Source organism: Catellatospora paridis (assembly GCF_009720365.1).
GTDB classification, from domain to species: Bacteria; Actinomycetota; Actinomycetes; order Mycobacteriales; family Micromonosporaceae; genus Catellatospora; species Catellatospora paridis.
This window is the reverse complement of record NZ_ML769314.1, coordinates 53,264-67,417: the sequence shown is the minus strand read 5'-3', so window position 1 is coordinate 67,417 and position 14,154 is coordinate 53,264. Positions and strand designations below refer to the sequence as shown.

Sequence of the window (14,154 nt, the reverse complement as noted above, 5' to 3'; positions counted from 1 at the left end):
AGGTGCCCTTCTTAACTCTGCGGGGCGGTGACCAGCGGCGAAATCAGGCCGTGCCGGCTGCGGCGATGCTGCCGTCGGGGGTGGCCAGGTAGACCGGGATGCCGGTGGTCACGTCACGGACGGCGGCCAGGTCCTGGCTGTCGACCATCGACGCCTCGGTCACCACCAGCGCCGCCTCCAGCGAGCTCGCGCCCGCGGCGACCGCCGAGGCCACCGCGAGCCGCAGCGCCGACACCGAGAACGACGGCAGGCTGATGCTGACCCCGGTGTACGTGCGCCCGTCGCCGTCGCGCACCGCCGCGCCCTCGATCGCGTCGATCCGGGCGCGGGCCGAGCGGGCCATGGTGAGCAGCTTGCGGTCCTCGGCCGAGACCGACTCGAGGGTGACGTCAGACATCTGCCATGTGCCTTTCGGAGGGGGTGGTCTTCTCGGCGGGTTCCTCGCGCTTGACCAGCACCGTGTCGATGTGGTTGCGCCGGCCGGTGGTGCCCTCGGCGACCAGGGTCAGCCCGCCCACGGACACCCGCGCGCCGGGGATCGGCACCCGGCCCAGCGCCTGGGCGAGCAGGCCGGCCACGGTCTCCACCTCGTCGGCGGGCAGCTCGACGTCGAACAGCTCGCCGAGGTCCTCGATCGGCAGCCGCCCGGTCACCCGCACCGCGCCGTCCTCCAGCCGCTCGACCGGGGGCCGCTCGACGTCGTACTCGTCGGTGATCTCGCCGACGATCTCCTCGAGGATGTCCTCGATGGTGATCAGGCCGGCGGTGCCGCCGTACTCGTCGATGACGATGGCGAGGTGGGTGCGGGCCGCCTGCATCTCCGACAGCAGGTCGTCGACGGGCTTGAACTCCGGCACGAACGCCGCCACCCGCATCAGGTGCTCGACCGGCGTCTCGGCGCCGCCCTCCTGCACCTGGCGGGCCATGTCCTTGAGGTAGACCACGCCGAGCACGTCGTCGACGGACTCGCCGATGACGGGCACCCGGGAGAAGCCCGAGCGCAGGGCCAGCGCGAGCGCCTGCTCGGCGGTCTTGCTCGACTCCACCCAGACCATCTCGGTGCGGGGCACCATGACCTCGCGGGCGATGGTGTCGCCCAGCGCGAACACGGAGTGGATCATCTCGCGCTCGCCGTGCTCCACGACGCCGCGCTGCTCGGCTAGGTCGACCAGCTCGCGCAGCTCCACCTGGGTGCTGGCGAACGGCCCCTCGCGGAAGCCCTTGCCCGGGGTGACCGCGTTACCGATGATGATCAGCAGGCTGGCCAGCGGGCCGAGCACCCGGCCCAGCCAGCGCAGCACCGGAGCGGTGTAACGGCCCACCTCGTACGCATGCTGACGGCCGATGGTGCGCGGGGCCACGCCCACCACCACGAAGCTGATCACGCTCATCGCGCCGGCGGTGACCAGCGCGGCCGTCCAGCCGGGCCCGAAGGTGTCGACGGCGACCAGGGCCACCAGCGTGGTGGCGGTCAGTTCGCACAGCAGCCGCAGCAGCAGGAGCAGGTTGATGTGGCGTACCGCGTCGGCGGCCACCGCCTGCAGCGCCGCAGCGCCGCGCAGGCCTTCGCGGTTCAGCTCCGCCGCGCGGGCGGGAGAGATCACGGCGAGAGCCGATTCCGTCATCGCGAACAGCCCCGCCAGCACCACCAGACCGGCCGCCGACCACAGCAGCGGCCCGTCGGGCAGTCCGCCCAGCTCGGTCACCGTGCTGTCCCGTCCTCAGCCGGAACGGTATGGGCAGGATTCATGATCCGCTCGCCCCGCCCGCTGCCCGAGCCTGCCAGCTGTCCAGGAGTTTGCCCTGCAGGGCGAACATCTCCCGCTCCTCCTCCGGCTCGGCGTGGTCATAGCCGAGCAGATGCAGCACGCCGTGGATGGTGAGCATGCTCAGCTCGTCCGTGGTGCTGTAGTCACCGTGCAGCCCGGGGGCGGGCGCCTCCGGCACGCTATCACCGGTGCGCATGCGGGGATCCGCGGAGCCGTACCGCGCCGCCTGCGACGCCGCCACCTCCGGGCACAGCACAATGTCGCCGAGCAGCGACGGCTGCCCGCCGGAGGACTCCGACGGGCCGTGGTCGATCGTGTCCTCGTCCATCGGGAAGGCCAGCACGTCCGTGGGGCCGTCCTTGTCCATCCAGCGGTGGTTCAGCTCCGCCATGTAGTCGGAGTCGACCAGCAGCACCGACAGCTCGGCGAGCGGGTTGACACCCATCTGGACCAGGGCGTGCCGGGCGACGGCGACGATGTTGTCGGCGTCGACGTCGAACCCGGACTCGTTGGCGATCTCGATAGACACTCTGATTCCCTAGTCGTCAGCGGCGTCGCCCCGCACCGCGCCGCGGCACGGGGTGAACGTTCGCCGGCAGCGTCTGGCGCTGCTGGTTCTCGTCCCACTTTTCGTATGCGTCAACGATCTCGCCGACCAGCCGGTGCCGCACGACGTCGGCACTGGTAAGCCGGGAGAAGTGCACGTCCTCCAGGCCGTCCAGGATCTCCTGCACGACACGCAGGCCGCTGCGCTGGTCACCGGGCAGGTCCACCTGCGTCACGTCACCGGTGACGACGACCTTGGAGTTGAAGCCGAGCCGGGTCAGGAACATCTTCATCTGCTCGGGCGTGGTGTTCTGTGCCTCGTCCAGGATGATGAAGGCGTCGTTGAGGGTCCGGCCGCGCATGTACGCCAGCGGAGCCACCTCGATCGTGCCCTGCGTCATCAGCCGCGGGATCGACTCGGGGTCCATCATGTCGTGCAGCGCGTCGTAGAGCGGGCGCAGGTACGGGTCGATCTTCTCGTTGAGCGTGCCGGGCAGGAAGCCCAGCCGCTCGCCCGCCTCGACCGCGGGCCGGGTAAGCACGATCCGGGTGACCTCCTTGGCCTGCAGCGCCTGGACCGCCTTGGCCATGGCCAGGTAGGTCTTGCCGGTGCCGGCGGGCCCGATGCCGAAGACGATCGTGTTTGCGTCGATCGCGTCCACGTACTTCTTCTGGCCGAGGGTCTTGGGGCGGATGGTGCGCCCGCGGCGGGAGAGGATGTTGAGGGTGAGCACCTCGGCGGGCCGCTCGGTGGTGCCCTCATCGGTAAGCATGCCGACGGTGCGTCGGACGGCGTCCTCGGTCAGCGGCTCGCCCTTCTCGATAAGTTCCAGCAGCTCACCGAAGACGCGCTCGGCAAGCGCGTTCTCGGCCGCCGGGCCGGTGATGGTGATCTCGTTGCCCCGGACCAGGATGTCGCTGGACAGGGCCTTCTCGATGAGCTTGAGCACGCGGTCGCCGGTGCCCAGCAACTGGACCATGACACTCGGGTCAGACACGGTGATCTTCGTCTGCACCGCGTTCGGAGAGGAACCAATGCTCATAAGGTGGCCGAGGGCCTTCCGCACCCGCTCTCTGTGCTCACCGGACCGGCTCAGGTCGCCGCCCGCTGGTCCTATCGTAGTCACCGATCCCACCATCGCCGCCAGTGGTTATGACGGCGTGGTGGGTTCGGCATGCGGGGGATACCTCAGGGACGGCTGACCCAGACCCCGTCGAAGGTCTCCTGGCGGCGGGTGAAGCGGTAGGTCGCCCAGTGCATGCGGACCACCTCACCGGAGGCGTCGCGGGTCAGCCGCAGCCGCTCGCCCACCTCCCGGCCCGAGACGGTACGCAGCACGTCCGGCTCGCCGGGCAGCGCCGCGAAGACCGCCGGGGGCGCGTCGGCCGGGTCGTCCGCGCCGCGGCCGGTCAGCGCGCCGTCGGCCCAGCGGAACACGTACTCGTAGCCCTCGCCCCACCAGCGGCCCAGCACGCTGCGCAGGTGCTCGGGGGCGGGCTCGCCCGGGGCCCACGGCGCGACGTCCACCGGGTCGGCGGCCAGCGCCTCCTCGATCAGCCGGTGCGGCAGGTCGATGATCGCCGAGGCGGTGCCCGAGGAGGCCAGCACGGCTGCGGCCATACCCCCCGGGTTGCCGGGACCGCCGTGACGGCCGCACGCGGCAGCCAGGAAGCCGGGCATCGCGCCGTTGTGGCCCACGTGCAGCACGCGGCCCTCGCGCGGCCACAGCATCAGGCCCAGGCCGACGCCCGATTCCCACAGCGTCTCGTTGCGCGGCGTCAGCGGCCGGCGCGCCTCGGCGAGCGTGGCCGCGGCCAGCACCGCGCCGGCCGGGTCCACCGACGCCGGGTCGGTCAGGAACGCCGCCCAGCGGGCCTGGTCGGCGGCGGTGCTCCAGAGCTGCGCGGCCGGGCCGACCGCGCCGAAGTCGGTCGGCGGCTCCGGCCGGGCGTGGTCGGAGTACTCGTCGACGAGGTAGCCGATCGCGGCGTGCGCCGGGGCGCCGTACGTGGTGGCGGACAGGCCCAGCGGGCGGCAGATCCGCTCGTCGACCAGGTCCCACCAGTCGCCGCCGAGCCGCCGCGCGGCCAGGTGGCCCAGCAGCGCGAAGCCCAGGTTGGAGTAGTGGAAGCGGCGCGCCGGAGGGTGGATCGCCTCGGTGCGGGCCAGGTCGTCGAGCAGGCCCGGCAGATCCGGCGGGGTCAGCGTGTCCCACACGTCGCCGACCGGCTCGCGTTGCAGGCCCGCGGTGTGCGACAGCAGCCGCCGGATCGTCAGCCCGCCGTGCGCGGGCACGTCCAGGTGCGCGCCGATCGGGTCGTCGAGGTCGAGCAGGCCCGCGTCGCGGGCTTGCAGCACCAGCACCGCGGTGAAGGTCTTCGTGATCGACCCGATCCGGAACGGGGTGTCGGCGTCCAGCGGCGCGCCGGGATTGCCGGACCCGCCCACCTGGAAGGTCCACAGCGGGCGGTCGTCGCGGCGCAGCGCCACGCTGAGAGCGGGCACCCGGGCCTCGGCCTGTACGGCGCGGACCAGGCGTTCGAGAGTGCGGTTCAGGTCTGCCACGGCGGCGAGACTACCCGGTGAGGTCGCCGTCCATGTCGACACCGCCGAGCACGTGCGCGTGCGCGTGGAACACGGTCTGCCCCACCGACGCGCCGGTATTGAAGATCACCCGGAAGCCCTCGCCGGCCAGGCCCTCGGCGGTGGCCACGTCGGCGACGGTGCCCAGCACCTCGCCGGCCAGCCCTGGATTGTCCGTGGCCAGCGACGCGATATCCGCGTAGTGCTCCTTGGGGATCACCAGGACGTGGGTGGGGGCCTTCGGCGCGATGTCCCGGAACGCGAGGGTGCGCTCGGTCTCGACGACCACCGTCGCGGGGATCTCCCCCGTCACGATGCGGCAGAACAGGCAGTCGGCAACGGTCACGAGACAGATCGTAGGCTCACCTCATGTCAAAGCCACGTGCGGTGCTGGTGACCGGAGCGTCGCGCGGCGTCGGCCGGGCCGTGGCGGCCGCGTTCGCCGCCCGCGGCGACCGGGTCGCGATCCACCACCGCGACTCCGCCGACCTCGCCGAGTCGCTGCGAGCCTCGCTGCCCGGCGAAGGACATGCCGTGGTACGGGCGGACCTGGCCGACCCGGCCGCCGTCGCCGCGATGGTCGACGCCGCCGCGGAGGCGCTGGGCGGGCTCGACGTGCTGGTCAACAATGCCGGGCAGGCGTACCCGCACCCGATCACCGGGGTCTCCTACACCGAGTGGCAGGAGTTGTGGGCACGCACGCTCGCGGTGAACCTGACCGGCCCCGCGAACGTCACCTACTGCGCGGTCCGGCACATGCTGGGCCGCCCCCCGGGCTCCCCGCCCGCCCGCGTGATCAACGTCGGCTCGCGCGGCGCCTACCGCGGCGAGCCCGGCCAGCCCGCGTACGGCGCCGCCAAGGCCGGCCTGCACGCCATGGGCCAGTCCCTCGCCGTCGCGCTGGCCCCGTACCGCATCGGCGTCGCCACGGTCGCCCCCGGCTACGTCCAGGAGGACGAGACCAACGCCTCCTACAAGGTCCCCCGGGGGGCCGAGCACGCCGCACAGAGCCCGTTCGGCCGGGTCGCCCGCCCCGAGGAGATCGCCGCCGCCGTCCTCTGGCTCGCCGACCCCGCCGCCGAATGGGCCTCCGGCGCCGTCCTCGACCTCAACGGCGCCTCCCACCTCCGCTGACCCGTCGTCCCCGCCCCGCCCAGCCTTGATCACTCGACTTGCCGGTCAGGTGTGCGTATCTTGAGCGCGCTTTCGCCCACTTGCCTGGCAAGTCGAGCGATCAAGACGGCACCGGTCAGGCGGGTGGGGTCACCAGCGGTCGAGGCGGGTGGCGAGGACGCTGAGGGCCGCGACACCGGCCGTCGAGGTGCGCAGCACGTTGTCGCCCAGGCGCACCGCGACCGCACCGGCCGCCGTGAACGTCTTCAGCTCGGCGTCGTCGATCCCGCCCTCGGGGCCGACGACCAGCACGATCTCCCCGGCAGCGGGCAACTCGACCTGCGACAGCCGCTCGGTCGCCTCCTCGTGCAGCACGAACGCGGCTGACGCGGCCGAAAGGCGCTGGGTCAACTGCTTCGTGGACAGGTCGGGGTCGCCGCCGACCACCGGCAGCCAGGTGCGGCGGGCCTGCTTGGCGGCTTCGCGGGCCACCGCCGCCCACTTCTCGCGGGACTTCGCGCCCCGGTCGCCGCGCCACTGGGCGACGCTGCGGGACGCGGCCCAGGGCAGGATCTCGTCCACGCCGACCTCGGTCATCGCCTGCACGGCCAGCTCGCCCCGGTCGCCCTTGGCGATGCCCTGGGCGACGAGCAGGCGGGGGTCGGGCGCGTCGGCGTACCGCCGATCGGTGACGGTGACGTCGAGCGCGCCCTTGCCGACGGCCCGGACCACCGCGGACGCCACGCCGCCCCGCCCGTCGGCGAGCAGCAGCGCCTCGCCCACCCGCAGCCGCTGCACGGTCGCGGCATGGTGGCCCTCCGCCCCGCCCAGCGTGTAGAGGCCCTCACCCGGCAGTTCGTCGACCAGAAACAGCGGCGCGCTCACGTGCCACACCCTCCAATGGTGATCATGAACTTATGGCACCGACACGCCGTCGACCCGTGCCATAAGTTCATGATCAACGCGGGAAAACTCTCAGTGGCCGTTGAAGGCGTCGCGGACTCGGGAGAAGAAGCCGCCCTGCTTGGAGAGTTCGGCGACCTCCTCGCCGCGGAGGCGGGCGAACTCGCGGAGCATGCGCTCCTGCTCCCCGTCCAGGCGGGTGGGGGTGCGGACGTCGAGGTGCACGAAGAGGTCGCCGCGGCCGGCGCCGCGCAGGTGCGGCACGCCCTTGGCCCGGATGCGCAGGGTGGAGTTCGGCTGGGTGCCGGGCTTGACCTCCACCTGCTCCTCGGAGTCCAGGGTCTTGATGGTGAGGCGGGTGCCCAGGGCGGCGGCGGTCATCGGGACGGTGACCTTGCAGTGCAGGTCGTCGCCCTTGCGCGCGTACACGTCGTGGGCCCGCTCGTGGATCTCCACGTACAGGTCGCCGGACGGGCCGCCGCCGGGGCCGACCTCGCCCTGGTTGGCCAGCCGGATGCGCATGCCGTCCTCGACGCCGGCCGGGATCTTCACGGTCAGGCTGCGCCGGGTGCGGACCCGGCCGTCGCCGGCGCAGGTCGGGCACGGGTGCGGGATGGTGGTGCCGAAGCCCTGGCAGGCGTTGCAGGGACGCGACGACACGACCTGGCCCAGGAAGGTGCGCTGCACCGACTGCACCTCGCCGCGGCCGCCGCAGGTGTCACAGGTCTGCGGGTGGGTGCCCGCCGCCGTGCCCGCGCCGGAGCAGGTGGTGCAGAGCACCGCGGTGTCCACGGTGATCGGCGCCTCGACGCCGAACGCGGTCTCGAACAGGTCGAGGTCCAGCCGCAGGATCGCGTCGGCGCCGGGCCGGGTGCGCGGGCGCGGGCCGCGCGAGCCGCTGCCGCCGAAGAAGGCGTCCATGATGTCCTGGAAGCCGACGAACGGGCCGCCGCCGGGGCCGCCCGGACCCGCGCCGCCTCCGCCCGGCGCGAGCGGGTCGCCGCCCAGGTCGACCATGCGCCGCTTCTGGTCGTCGGACAGCACCTCGTACGCGTTGTTGATGTCCTTGAACTTCTCCGCCGCGGCCGGGTCCGGATTGACGTCCGGGTGGTACTGACGGGCGAGCTTGCGGTAAGCCCGCTTGATGTCGTCGGCGTCGGCGTCCTTGGGAACGCCGAGAATGCCGTAGTAGTCCTTGGCCACGCTGTCCTCAAGCCTCGTTCAGCAACAACAGGAAATTCGGAATCAATGTCCCAGCATCTCGCCGACGTAACGCGCGACGGCGCGAACGGTGGCGATGGTGCCGGGATAGTCCATGCGGGTCGGGCCGACGATGCCCATCCCGCCGACGACGGTCGCGCCCGGACCGTAGCCCGTGCTGACCACCGAGGTGGCCCGCAGGTCGACGACCTCGTTCTCGTCGCCGATGCGCACCCGGGCCGCACCCGACTTCACCTCGTCGAAGAGCTTGAGCAGGATGACCTCCTCCTCGAGCGCCTCCAGGATGGGCCGTAGCGCGCCGGTGGTCAGGTCCAGCGGACCCATCCGGGCCAGGTTCGACGTGCCGGCCAGCGCGAGGCGCTCCTCGTGCCGTTCGACGAGGGTCTCCAGCAGGACGCTGACCAGCGTGCTCATGGTTGCCTTCGCCTGCGGCTCGGCCCGCTCCACCAGGCCCTGCACCAACGGCGGGGTGTCCACCAGCTTCACGCCGACCAGGGTCGCGTTGAGGGTGCGGCGCAGCTCGGTGATCTCCTCGACCTCGACCGGGCCGGGCAGCTCGACGACGCGCTGCTCGACGCGACCGGTGTCGGTGATCATGACCAGCAGCAGCCGGGTGGTGGAGACCGGGACCAGTTCCAGATGGCGTACGGAGGAGCGGGTCAGGCTCGGATACTGCACGACGGCGACCTGGCGGGTCAGCTGCGCCAGCAGCCGCACCGCGCGGTGCACGACGTCGTCGAGGTCGACCGCGCCGACCAGGAAACGCTCGATCGCCCGGCGCTCGGCCGGGGAGAGCGGCTTGACCCGCGACAGCCGGTCGACGAACAGGCGGTAGCCGCGGTCGGTCGGCACCCGGCCGGCCGAGGTGTGCGGCTGCCGGATGTAGCCCTCCTCCTCGAGGACGGCCATGTCGTTGCGCACGGTCGCCGACGACACGCCCAGGGCGTGCCGTTCGACCAGCGCCTTGCTCCCGACGGGCTCCTGCGTCGAGACGTAGTCCTCGACGATGGCACGCAGCACTTCGAGCTTGCGGTCATCCAGACCCATACGCACCTCCCGGCTGGCACTCGTCGTGAGTGAGTGCCAGTCTACGTGGGCCGTCACCCGGACGGCATAGGCGTGGTGACGGGGTCGACACCGCGCGGCATCCGACACCGCTCGCAGTCATCGGCTTAGTGGCGCCCGGTGAATTCGTCCATTCGGTTCGCAGAGTGTCGCCTATCGGTCACGGGTGTTGACTGGCGCCGATTGATCCACACACCTAGCCTGGCGGGCATGAGTGAACCCACCCCGCCCGGCTCCTCCGAGCCGCCGGTTCCTTCGGCCCCCTCCTACGAGCCGCCGGCCCCGGCAGCGCCGCCGTCGGCCCCCGCGTCCGTCCCGCCGTCCGCCCCCGGCGGCTACGGCCCGCCGCCGGTCGCCGGCAACGTCGCGCCGGCCGGTTTCGCCAACAACGACGACAAGACCTGGGCCCTGGTCGCCCACTTCGGCGGCGCGGCCGGCGCGCTGCTCGGCGCGGGCGGCGGCGGCTGGGTCGCCCCGCTGATCGCGCTGCTCGTGCAGGGCCCGAAGTCGCCCACGGCCCGCGCGCACGCGGTCGAGGCGCTGAACTTCCAGATCGGCATCTCGATCGTCTCGATCGTCTGCTGGATCCTCAGCTGCCTGATCATCCCGATCTTCATCGCGCTCGCCGCGACCGTGGTCGGCGTGGTCTTCGGCGTGCTCGCCGGCATCAAGGCCAACGAGGGCCAGCTGTACACGTACCCGATGACGTTCCTGAAGCTGGTCAAGTAAGCAGTTCACCAGGCCAGCAGGGAGTGGACCACCGCGTCCGCGAGGAGACGGCCGCGCAGCGTCAGCGCCGCGCGGCCGTCCGTGTACGCGGTGGACTCCAGCAGCCCGTCGGCCAGCGCCTGCCCCGCCGCGGCGCGCCCCGCCGGGTCCAGCACGTCGAGCGGCAGGCCCTCTACCAGGCGCAGCCGTAGCAGCACGTCCTCGGTGTGGCGCTGCTCGTTCGTGAGCACCTCGCGTCCCAGGCCCGGGGACAGGCCCTCGGCCAGCCGGGCCGCATACCGCGCCGGGTGCTTGACGTTCCACCAGCGCACCCCGCCGACGTGGCTGTGCGCGCCGGGCCCCAGGCCCCACCAGTCGCCGCCGCGCCAGTAGAGCAGGTTGTGCGCGCACCGCGCCGCGTCGTCGGCGGCCCAGTTGGAGACCTCGTACCAGCCCAGCCCGGCGGCGGACAGCGCCGCCTCGGCCGCCAGGTAGCGGTCGGCGGCCACGTCGTCGTCCGGGGAGGCCAGCTCCCCGCGCCGGATCCGGGCCGACAGGCGGGTGCCGTCCTCCACGATCAGGGCGTACGCGCTGACGTGGTCCACGCCCGCCCCCACCACGGCGGCCAGCGAGGCGGCGAAGTCGTCCTCGGTCTCCCCCGGCGTGCCGTAGATCAGGTCCAGGTTGACGTGCTCGAACCCGGCCTCGCGCGCCTCGGTCGCGGCGGCCGGGGCGCGTCCGGCGGTGTGCTTGCGGTCCAGGATGCGCAGCACCCCGGGCGCGGCCGACTGCATGCCCAGCGAGATCCGGGTGAACCCGGCCCGGCGCAGCTCCCGCAGCGAGGCGGGGTCCACCGACTCCGGGTTGGCCTCGGTGGTCACCTCCGCCCCGGCGGCCAGGCCCCAGGTGCGGTCGACCGCCTCCAGCATCCGCCCGAGCTGGGCCGGCTTGAGCAGGGTCGGCGTGCCGCCGCCTACGAAGACGGTGTCCACCCGCGGCGGGGCGGGCAGCACCTTCGCCGCCAGCGCCAGCTCGGCCAGCACCGCCTCGACGTAGCCCTCGGTGTCCGCGCCGCCCAGCTCCGAGGCGGTGTACGTGTTGAAGTCGCAGTACCCGCAGCGGCTGGCGCAGAAGGGCACGTGCAGGTACACGCCGAAGCCGCGTCCGCCGACGTCGGCCAGCGCGGAGCCGGGAAGAGTGCCGTCGTCGGGGACGGGTTCACCATCGGGAAGCTGGGCCACGGCTCTAGTCTGCCCTCATGTCCTCACCTGACTCCCACCTCGTCCGGGTCACCCACGCCCGCGGCGTAACCACGATCACTCTCGACAGCCCGCACAACCGCAACGCGCTGTCGCAGCGGCTGATGACCGAGCTGCTGGCGGCGCTCGCCGAGGCGAACGCCGACGAGCGGGTCCGGGTGATCGTGCTCGACCACACCGGTCCGGTCTTCTGCTCCGGGGCCGATCTCGCCGAGACCGCCGCCGCGGCGAAGTCGGGGCAGATGCCGGCCGCGCTGCTCGGTGACGTGCTGGGCGCGGTGGCGAGCTCGGCGAAGCCGGTGGTGGCCGCGGTGCGCGGACCGGCGCGGGCGGGCGGGCTGGGCCTGATCGCCGCGGCCGACCTGGCGGTGTGCGCGGGCAAGGCCACGTTCGCCTTCACCGAGGTGCGGTTGGGCGTGGTGCCCGCGCTGATCTCGGCCACGGTGCTGCCGCGGCTGGCTCCGCGTGCCGCCGCGGAGCTGTACCTGACCGGCGACGTCTTCGACGGGGCCCGCGCGGCAGCGATCGGCCTGGTCACCGCGACCGCACCGGACGACGACGTGGACGCCATCGTGTCGCGCTGGTGCGACAGCCTCGTCCGGGGCGCCCCCGCGTCGCTGGCGACCACGAAGGAGCTGTTGCGCCGCCGCCCGGAGCCGGAACTCGACGCCGAGCTGGCCCACCTGTCGGAAATCTCGCTGCGCTTCTTCGGCTCCACGGAAGGCCGGGAAGGAGTCGCCGCATTCCGGGAGAAACGGGATGCCGCTTGGGTTCCGCGGCCCGACGAGCACGGTGCCACGGGGGCGGGCACACCGTAGGGTGGCCTGAACGAGCCTGCGGCAGGAGGGCGCCTTCCGGGAGAACCGGAAGGCGCCCCGCCGACCGCATCGACGTCGAGGAGGCCGCCGTGAAGGGCCGGCATGTGCTGACCGTCCTGGTGATCCTCGTCGTGGTGTTCGGCGTCGGCGGCTACCTGGCCCGGCAGCAGGTCGACGGCAAGCTGGAGCTGCCCCGGCTGGGCGCGCCCAAGTGCGTGGCGCGCGCCGACGGCGAGGTGAGCCTGGACCCCGAGCAGATGGCCAACGCGGCGACCATCGCCGCCGTCGGCATCGGCCGCAACGTGCCCGATCGCGCGGTGGTGGTCGCGCTGGCCACCGCCCTGCAGGAGTCGAAGCTGCGCAACCTGGAGCACCTGGGCGAGGGCAACGACCACGACTCGCTCGGTCTGTTCCAGCAGCGGCCCAGCCAGGGCTGGGGCACCGCCACGCAGATCATGGACCCGCGGCACGCGGCCCGGCGTTTCTACACGAGCCTGACCAAGGTCAAGGGCTGGCAGAAGATGCGCGTCACCGATGCCGCCCAGCGGGTGCAGCGGTCGGCCTACCCCGAGGCGTACGAGAAGTGGGCCGACGACGCCACCGTGCTGGCCAAGGTGCTGACCGGCCAGCAGGCCGGCGGTGTGACCTGCGACACCTATGGTCCGGACGCCGACGACGCCGCGACGTCGACGGTGCTCGCCGACCTCATGAAGGCCGACTTCGGCACGAAGGCCAAGGGCGTGGTCATCGAGGGCACGGCGCTGCGCGTGCCGGCCGCGAACAGCAAGACGGGCTGGCAGTTCGCGCACTGGCTGGTGGCCCATGCCCCACTCACCGGGGTCACCCGGGTGACCTACGCCGACCAGCAGTGGTCCGCTGGTGACAGGGCGTGGTCGAGCGCCGAGAAAGTGGCCGAACAGGTGGTGGCCCAGGCCGTCGCGGGCGGGTGACCCTGGTGGCAAGCCGCTTTATCGGTCCCCGCGCGACGACGTCACTCGGGAACGCGAGTTAGTATCGGCACTCGTTCGCGAAGGTTGCTCATCCCGGCACGCCACCCCCCAAGTCGCGCGCCCCGATCCTGCCTTCGACTGTGCCCAAGTCTGGAAGGACGCAAGGGGAGGACATGACCATCACCTCTCAGGAGCCGGCGACGGACTACGCGCCGCTCACCGACGCCGAGCGCAAGGAATTCCACGAGAACGGGTACAAGCACCTCCCCGGTGTCGTCAGCCCCGAGATCGTGGCCGAACTCCAGGCCGAGGCCGATCGCCTGTACGTGGAGAACAAGGACACCGGTCACATCGACAAGACCGGTTCCCTGCACCTGCTCGGCGCCGTCAGCCACAGCCCCGCATTCGCCCGGATGCTCGACTACTCCCCGACCTTCCGCTGGGTCTGGGGTCTGGCCGGCTGGAACATCTACTCCCAGCACAACCACCTCGACGTCAACCCGCCGTACGAGGAGGACGAGACCCCTCGCTGGGAGTGGCACCAGGACGGCTGGCGGCAGAACTCCGACGCGGAGTACTACGCGCCGTACTACGGCGACGTCCCGCGGCCGATGCTGTCCATCAAGGTCGCCATCGTGCTCAGCGACATCTCGGAGCCGGGCCGGGGGCAGACCCTGTGCATCCCGGGTTCGCACCTGAACAACCACATGTACCGGCCGACGGACCCGGCGGAGATCGCCAAGGGCCCCGAGGGCGCCGTGCCGTGGCTGGCCAAGCCGGGTGACGCGTTCATCTTCGACCGCCGCCTGTGGCACTCGCGCTCGCGCAACCGCTCGGACGTGACGCGCAAGATGCTCTTCATGAGCTACACCTACCGCTGGATCCGCCCGGTCGACGACATGCCGGTCGACCGCGAGTCCGCGTGGTACGCCGGTCTGACCCCCGTGCAGCGTCAGCTCATCGGCGAGGCGTTCGGCAACCTGAAGGTGCAGAACATGTGGGGCGTCGGCGAGGGCGGCTGGATCGACGACACGATCCCGCTGCGTGCCGAGCTCAAAGAGCGCGGTCTGCTGGACCGCAACGTCCCCTGGCTGCGCTGAGCACCGACGGAACAGCCGCCTCGATCGGCGACTGAACGAAGCAGAGAGGCCGGGCCGCATCTCGCGGCCCGGGCGCGCGGGGGGGGCGGGGGGGGCGGGCAGGCGGGTAGGCGCGCCG

Annotated in this window: 15 protein-coding genes; 5 read left to right on the top strand and 10 right to left on the bottom strand. The window is 72.2% G+C overall.

Annotated features, from left to right (window positions below):
• Positions 1-43: 43 nt before the first annotated feature.
• The 6 genes from F9C41_RS09410 to F9C41_RS09385 form a co-directional block, all read right to left on the bottom strand.
• Entirely contained in the window at positions 44-397 is a 354-nt protein-coding gene (locus F9C41_RS09410) for a cytidine/deoxycytidylate deaminase family protein (protein ID WP_155386325.1), read from the bottom strand.
• On the bottom strand, positions 390-1,706 hold the full coding sequence (locus F9C41_RS09405; protein WP_155386324.1) for a hemolysin family protein: 1,317 nt from the start codon (positions 1,704-1,706) through the stop codon (positions 390-392). Before F9C41_RS09405 ends, F9C41_RS09410 begins: the two co-directional genes overlap by 8 nt.
• 40 nt (positions 1,707-1,746) lie before the next feature.
• Positions 1,747-2,298 (bottom strand): rRNA maturation RNase YbeY, encoded by a 552-nt coding sequence (gene ybeY, locus F9C41_RS09400; RefSeq protein WP_155386323.1) that lies wholly within the window; start codon positions 2,296-2,298, stop codon positions 1,747-1,749.
• Positions 2,299-2,314: 16 nt separating this feature from the next.
• A complete protein-coding gene (locus F9C41_RS09395; RefSeq protein WP_155386322.1) occupies positions 2,315-3,358 on the bottom strand; it encodes a PhoH family protein in 1,044 nt (347 codons plus the stop codon).
• A gap of 146 nt (positions 3,359-3,504) precedes the next feature.
• On the bottom strand, positions 3,505-4,881 hold the full coding sequence (locus F9C41_RS09390; RefSeq protein WP_155386321.1) for a serine hydrolase domain-containing protein: 1,377 nt from the start codon (positions 4,879-4,881) through the stop codon (positions 3,505-3,507).
• Between the two features lie 10 nt (positions 4,882-4,891).
• Complete coding sequence (locus tag F9C41_RS09385; protein WP_155386320.1) at positions 4,892-5,245, bottom strand: histidine triad nucleotide-binding protein; 354 nt, start codon at positions 5,243-5,245, stop codon at positions 4,892-4,894.
• Positions 5,246-5,268: 23 nt separating this feature from the next.
• Between F9C41_RS09385 and F9C41_RS09380 the strand changes: the two genes are divergently transcribed.
• Positions 5,269-6,033: an SDR family NAD(P)-dependent oxidoreductase gene (locus F9C41_RS09380; RefSeq protein ID WP_155386319.1), complete on the top strand. Its 765-nt coding sequence runs from the start codon at positions 5,269-5,271 to the stop codon at positions 6,031-6,033.
• A 129-nt stretch (positions 6,034-6,162) separates the two neighbouring features.
• Here F9C41_RS09380 and F9C41_RS09375 read toward each other — a convergent pair whose 3' ends face one another.
• The 3 genes from F9C41_RS09375 to hrcA all read right to left on the bottom strand — a co-directional run bounded on the left by F9C41_RS09375 (position 6,163) and on the right by hrcA (position 9,183).
• Entirely contained in the window at positions 6,163-6,897 is a 735-nt protein-coding gene (locus F9C41_RS09375) for a 16S rRNA (uracil(1498)-N(3))-methyltransferase (protein WP_155386318.1), read from the bottom strand.
• A 90-nt stretch (positions 6,898-6,987) separates the two neighbouring features.
• On the bottom strand, positions 6,988-8,118 hold the full coding sequence (gene dnaJ, locus F9C41_RS09370; RefSeq protein WP_155386317.1) for a molecular chaperone DnaJ: 1,131 nt from the start codon (positions 8,116-8,118) through the stop codon (positions 6,988-6,990).
• Positions 8,119-8,160: 42 nt separating this feature from the next.
• The gene (hrcA, locus tag F9C41_RS09365) at positions 8,161-9,183 is read right to left on the bottom strand and encodes a heat-inducible transcriptional repressor HrcA (protein ID WP_155386316.1); all 1,023 of its coding nucleotides are present in this window, start codon (positions 9,181-9,183) and stop codon (positions 8,161-8,163) included.
• Positions 9,184-9,411: 228 nt separating this feature from the next.
• Between hrcA and F9C41_RS09360 the strand changes: the two genes are divergently transcribed.
• Positions 9,412-9,930, top strand: a complete 519-nt coding sequence (locus F9C41_RS09360; protein WP_155386315.1) for a DUF4870 domain-containing protein — start codon at positions 9,412-9,414, stop codon at positions 9,928-9,930.
• A gap of 5 nt (positions 9,931-9,935) precedes the next feature.
• On the opposite strand, the gene hemW is transcribed toward F9C41_RS09360, so the two are convergent.
• A complete protein-coding gene (gene hemW, locus F9C41_RS09355) occupies positions 9,936-11,150 on the bottom strand; it encodes a radical SAM family heme chaperone HemW (RefSeq protein WP_155386314.1) in 1,215 nt (404 codons plus the stop codon).
• Between the two features lie 17 nt (positions 11,151-11,167).
• Here hemW and F9C41_RS09350 point away from each other — a divergent pair, with 17 nt between their 5' ends.
• The 3 genes from F9C41_RS09350 to F9C41_RS09340 all read left to right on the top strand — a co-directional run bounded on the left by F9C41_RS09350 (position 11,168) and on the right by F9C41_RS09340 (position 14,036).
• On the top strand, positions 11,168-11,986 hold the full coding sequence (locus F9C41_RS09350; RefSeq protein WP_155386313.1) for an enoyl-CoA hydratase-related protein: 819 nt from the start codon (positions 11,168-11,170) through the stop codon (positions 11,984-11,986).
• An 89-nt stretch (positions 11,987-12,075) separates the two neighbouring features.
• Entirely contained in the window at positions 12,076-12,936 is an 861-nt protein-coding gene (locus F9C41_RS09345; RefSeq protein ID WP_155386312.1) for a hypothetical protein, read from the top strand.
• Positions 12,937-13,109: 173 nt separating this feature from the next.
• Positions 13,110-14,036, top strand: coding sequence for a phytanoyl-CoA dioxygenase family protein (locus tag F9C41_RS09340; RefSeq protein WP_155386311.1), 927 nt, complete (start codon positions 13,110-13,112; stop codon positions 14,034-14,036).
• Positions 14,037-14,154 lie beyond the last annotated feature (118 nt).